Origin of the sequence: Dactylosporangium cerinum, assembly GCF_042653625.1 — a bacterium.
In the GTDB taxonomy this organism is placed as follows: domain Bacteria; phylum Actinomycetota; class Actinomycetes; order Mycobacteriales; family Micromonosporaceae; genus Dactylosporangium; species Dactylosporangium cerinum.
In genome coordinates this window covers 1-5,719 of sequence record NZ_JBHSIU010000006.1, presented here as the reverse complement: position 1 = coordinate 5,719, position 5,719 = coordinate 1, and the positions used below count along the sequence as shown (strand labels likewise).

1 protein-coding gene is annotated in these 5,719 nt (G+C 68.2%); it reads right to left on the bottom strand.

The genetic code is table 11. The annotated features are described in order from the left end of the window. The coding region (locus tag ACFPIJ_RS04480; RefSeq protein WP_380113312.1) for a type I polyketide synthase at window positions 1–5,693 on the bottom strand (5,693 nt) is incomplete at its 3' end. Between the last annotated feature and the right edge of the window lie 26 nt (window positions 5,694–5,719).

The following is a 5,719-nucleotide window of genomic DNA, read 5'->3' as shown; positions in this document are numbered from 1 at the left end:
ACAGCGGGAACCGCGCTGAACACCGCCGGCCACTGCACCGCCACGCCGGCGGTGAACGCCTGCGCCATCGACAGCAGCAGCCGCTGCACATCCGACTCATCCCGGCGCAGCGAACCCAACACCGTCCCCTCAGCGGGCACAGCCAACACCGCGTCGAAACTCTCCTGAATCCCACCGGTCAGCACCTGATGCGGACTCACCTCCAGGAACACCCGACACCCCTCCGCCAACAACACCCCCACCGTGTCCCCGAACTCCACCGTCTGCCGCAAATTCCGATACCAGTACCCCGCATCCAACCCCGCGGTGTCCAACACACCTCCGGTCACCGTGGAGTAGAACGGCACACCGCCCGAAACCGGCGCCACATCAGCCAGCATCTCCAGCAACAGTTCCTGGATTGACTCGATCTGCGGGGAATGCGAGGCGTAATCCACCGGGATACTGCGGGTCCTGACCCCGTCGGCCTGGCAGACCGCCACGAACTCCTCCAGCTCCTCCGGCCGACCGGAAACCACCACCGACGCCGGACCGTTCACCGCCGCCAGCGACAAAGCCCCGGCCCACCGCTCCAACCGCGCCAGCACCTGCTCCTTCGACAACCCGACCGCCACCATGCCACCACCCCCAGCCAACCCAGCCAGGGCCCGGCTCCGCAACGCCACCACCTTCGCCGCGTCCGCCAACGACAACCCACCCGCGACAAACGCCGCCGCGATCTCCCCCTGCGAGTGCCCCACCACCGCCGCGGGCACCACCCCAGCCGCACGCCACACCTGCGCCAACGACACCATCACCGCGAACAACGCCGGCTGCACCACATCCACCCGATCCAGCCCCGGCGCCCCGGGCGCTCCCCGCAGCACCTCAGACAGCGACCAGTCCACAAACGGCGCCAATGCCTTCTCACACTCCGCCATCCACGCCGCGAACACCGGAGAGGAATCCAACAACTCCACACCCATCCCAGCCCACTGGGAACCCTGACCAGGAAACACAAACACGCACTTCGCAGGACCCGAAACAACACCACCGACCGTGTTGGGCCCGGCCTCACCCCGCGCCAGAGCACCCAACCCGTCCAGGAACCCCTCCCGATCCCCAGCCACCACCACCGCCCGATGCTCAAACACCGCCCGCGAACCCGCCAGCGAGAACCCCACATCACTCAACCCGAAACCGGACCCGGCCCCGCCGATCAGAGCCCGCAACCGCTCGGCCTGACCAGCCAACGCCGCAGCGCTACGACCCGACAACACCCACGGCACCACCGGCAACGACCCGGCCAACACCGGCAACGATTCGCCCGAAACCAAATCGGGTTCTTGATCCGCCTTGTTGGGAGCCTGTTCCAGGATCATGTGGGCGTTGGTCCCGCTGACCCCGAACGAGGACACCCCAGCCCGACGCGGCCGCCCTGATTCCGGCCACGACCGGGCCTCGGTCAACAGCTCTACCGCACCGGAGGACCAGTCCACGTGCGGGGTGGGCTCGTCGACATGCAACGTCTGCGGCAGGACGCCGGCCTGCATCGCCATGACCATCTTGATCACGCCAGCCACCCCGGCCGTGGCCTGGGTATGACCGATGTTCGACTTCAACGACCCCAGATACAACGGCTCCCGATCGTCGCGCTCCTGCCCGTACACCTCCAGCAGCGCCTGCGCCTCGATCGGGTCACCCAACATCGTCCCGGTGCCATGGGCTTCGACCGCGTCCACGTCAGTGGGTGAGAGGCGCGCGTTCGCCAACGCCTGCCGGATCACCCGCTGCTGCGACGGACCGTTCGGCGCGGTCAACCCGTTGCTCGCACCGTCCTGATTCACGGCACTGCCCCGGATGACTGCGAGCACCTGGTGGCCGTTGCGTCGGGCGTCGGAGAGACGTTCCAACAGCAGCAACCCGACACCCTCGCTCCACCCCGTACCATCCGCGGCCCCAGCGAAAGACTTGCAGCGCCCATCCGCAGCCAACCCCCGCTGCCGACTGAACTCCACAAACACCACCGGCGACGCCAGCACGGTCACACCGCCGGCCAACGCGAGCGAGCTTTCGCCCTGCCGCAGCGACTGACACGCCAGATGCAACGCCACCAACGACGACGAACACGCCGTGTCCACCGTGACCGCCGGCCCTTCCAACCCGAAGGTGTACGCCAAACGACCCGATGCCACGCTCGCGGTGCTACCGGTGAGCCGGAGACCCTCAAGACTCTGTCCAAGGTTCAGCAGCAGCTCGGTATATCCCTGGCTGATGTGGCCCACGAATACGCCGGTGTCCGTGCCCTTGACCGACCCGGGATCGATACCTGCTCGTTCGAACGTCTCCCACGCGGCCTCGAGCAACAGCCGCTGCTGCGGATCCATGGCCAACGCCTCACGCGGACTGATCCGGAAGAACCCCGCATCAAAATCCGCGGCGTCGTACAGGAACCCGCCGTCCCGCACGTAGCTGGTCCCCGGCCGATCCGGATCTGGGTCGAACAGGCCTTCCACATCCCAGCCCCGGTCAGTCGGCCACTCCGAGATCCCGTCACCGCCGGACGCGACCAGATCCCACAGTTCCTCCGGGGAACGCACGCCCCCCGGCAGTCGACAGGCCATGCTCACGATCGCGATCGGCTCGTCCACCGACACCGACACCGGCGCCACCGCCACACTCGCCGCCCCGGCGGTCCCCGCGACCTGCCCGGTCAGGAACGCCGCCAACGCAGCAGGGTTCGGATGGTCAAACACCAACGTGGCCGGCAACCGCAACCCGGTCACAGCCCCCAACCGGTTACGAAGCTCCACCGCAGTCAATGAATCGAACCCGGCCTCGGTGAACGCCCGGTCCGGGTCCACCGCCGCCGCGGTGGCATGGCCCAGCACCATGGCGATCTCACCGCGGACCACGTCTAGGACCACCGCCTGCCGTTCCGTCGCGGGTATCCCGGTCAGGCGCCGGGCCAGCATCGACTCGCCCGCAGACGCGGTGGCCTGCATCCGGCGAACCGGCCGCCGTACCAGCGCGCGCAGCAGTGCCGGGACCGGGCCCGCCCCGCGCAGAGTTTTGGTATCCAGCAGTGCCGGTACCAGGTGCGCCGGTGCGGACAGCCCGGCCAGCACCGCGGTGTCGAACAGTTCCAGGCCCTGTTGTGCACTCAACGTCCGGCCCGGATCAGAGTCGCCCCACGACCCCCACGCCAGCGACACCCCAGGCAACCCCGCCGCCCGACGAGCCTGCGCCAACCCGTCCAGGAACGCATTCGCCGCGGCATAGTTCCCCTGACCAGCAGACCCCAGCGTCCCCGCCACCGAAGAGAACAACACAAACGCCGACAGATCCATGTCCCGGGTCAGCTCGTGCAGGTGCCACGCCCCGTCAGCCTTCGGCCGCAGTACCGCATCGACCCGCTGCGGCGTCAGCGCCGACACCACCCCGTCGTCCAGCACCCCAGCCGCGTGCACCACCGCCGTCAACGGCCGATCCCCCGCCACGCCAGCCAGCAACGCCGCGACGGCATCCCGATCGGCGACGTCACACGCCACCACCCGCACCTGCGCGCCCAACCCGGACAGCTCCTCCTGCAGCTGCACCGCACCCGGAGCATCAAGACCACGGCGGCTGGTCAGCACCAGATGCCGCACCCCATGTCGGAGCACCAGATGCCGGGCCACCAACGCCCCCACACCGCCGGTCCCGCCGGTCACCAACACCATCCCGGAACCGAAACCAGCGCTGACATCCGTGTCAGGCCGGGGTACCAGTCCGGTCCGCACCAGCCGGGGAACGACGGCACCACCGTCACGGATCGCCAACTGCGGCTCATCCCCACCCAACAGCGCCGGCAACACCCGCCACGACGCCGGACGGCCATCCACATCCACCAACACGATCCGGTCAGGATGCTCCGACTGCGCCGCACGCACCAAACCCCACACCGACGCCAGCACCACATCAACACCATCACCAGCCCTCACGGCGACCGCGTCCCGGGTCAGGACCACCAACCGGGCCGCACCCCACCGGTCATCAGCCAGCCACGACTGCACCAACTCCAACACCCAACCCGTCACCGCCCGCACCCGCACACCGACCTCACCATCAGCAGACACCGGGATGTCAGCGGCCAACACCAGATCCGGCACCGGAGCGCCATCAACGACCGCCTGCCGCAACGCCGCCAAGTCTGGATACTGCTGCACCCCCGACCCGACCAACCCCGACCCGTCCGGACCGAGCACCGCCCACCGCGCCTCAGCCGACACTGCCGCAGCCCCGGCCGGGACCACCCAGTCGACCTCGAACAAACGGTCACCAAATACACCGGCGGCAGCAGGCAACTGCTCGGCGGTGACCGGACGGAGCACCAGCGATTCCACCATCGCCACCGGCATACCGGCCCCGTCAGCCACCTCCAGAGCGAGCCCGTCATCACCTGCCAGTGTCAACCGCACCCGCAGCATCCCGGCCCCGGCAGCGAACAACGACACCCCCGACCACGCAAACGGCAACCGCAAACCATCGTCGCCACCGAAGCCATCAGACTGCTCAACCTCGAGCAGACTCTTGAGCAGGCCAGCGCCGAGTAGTGCCGGATGCAGGGCCGCGTCCAGCAGGGCCGGATGCATCCCGAACAGGCCGGCCTCCTGCGCCGCCGGCTCCGGCAGGACAACCTCGGCGAACACCTCGCCGTCACGACGCCACACGGCCTGCAAACCCTGGAACACCGGCCCGTAGCCGAACCCGGTCTCAGCCAACCCCTCATACAAGCCGTCGATGTCCACCGCTACCGCGCCTTGTGGAGGCCAGACGGTCAGGTCAAACGAGGGCGCTGACATCGCCGCAGACAACACCCCAGTGGCGTGGCGGACCCAGACATCGCCGGTGTCTTCGCCGTTGTCGGGGCGGGAGTAGATGTTGACCGGTCGGCGACCTGACTCCTCCTGCGGTCCGCCGACCCACACCTGCACCTGGACCGCGCTGTCACCGGAGAGCACCAGTGGTGCGGTCAGCGTCAACTCCTCCAACACGCCACAATCGACGCGCTGCCCGGCACATGCCGCCAGTTCCACAAACCCGGTCCCAGGGAACAACACCGCACCAGCCATCACATGATCAGCCAGCCACGGATGCGTACGCACCGACAGCCTGCCGGTCCACAACACCCCCTCACCCTCAGCCAACGCCGTCACCGCACCCAACAACGGATGCCCAGCCGCCCCAAGACCCGCCGCCGTAACATCGCCGACAGACGACGCCGGCTGCAACCAGAACCGCTCCCGCTGGAAGGCGTATGTGGGCAGGTCGACCCGGCTGGTCCGGACCCCGGCAAACATTGCCGACCATTGGACAGCCACTCCAGCAGTGAACGCCTGAGCCAGCGCCAGCAGCAACGACTCAACCTCGGCACCTTCACGACGCAGCCCGGCCACGAACACCGACCGCTCTGCCGCTGTCTCGGGCAGGTTGTCCTGGACCATCGCGGTCAACGCCGCACCCGGACCCAACTCCACGAACACCCGCACACCCTGCTCATGCAAGCAGCGGACCCCATCACCGAACCGCACCGCCGCACGCACATGCCGCACCCAATACTCCGCCGTACACACCTCATCCCCAGCCAGCAACCCGGTCACATTCGACACCACCGGCACCGCCGGCGCATTGAACGACAACCCCCGCACCACCCGCTCGAACTCAGCCAGCATCGGCTCCATCAACACCGAATGAAACG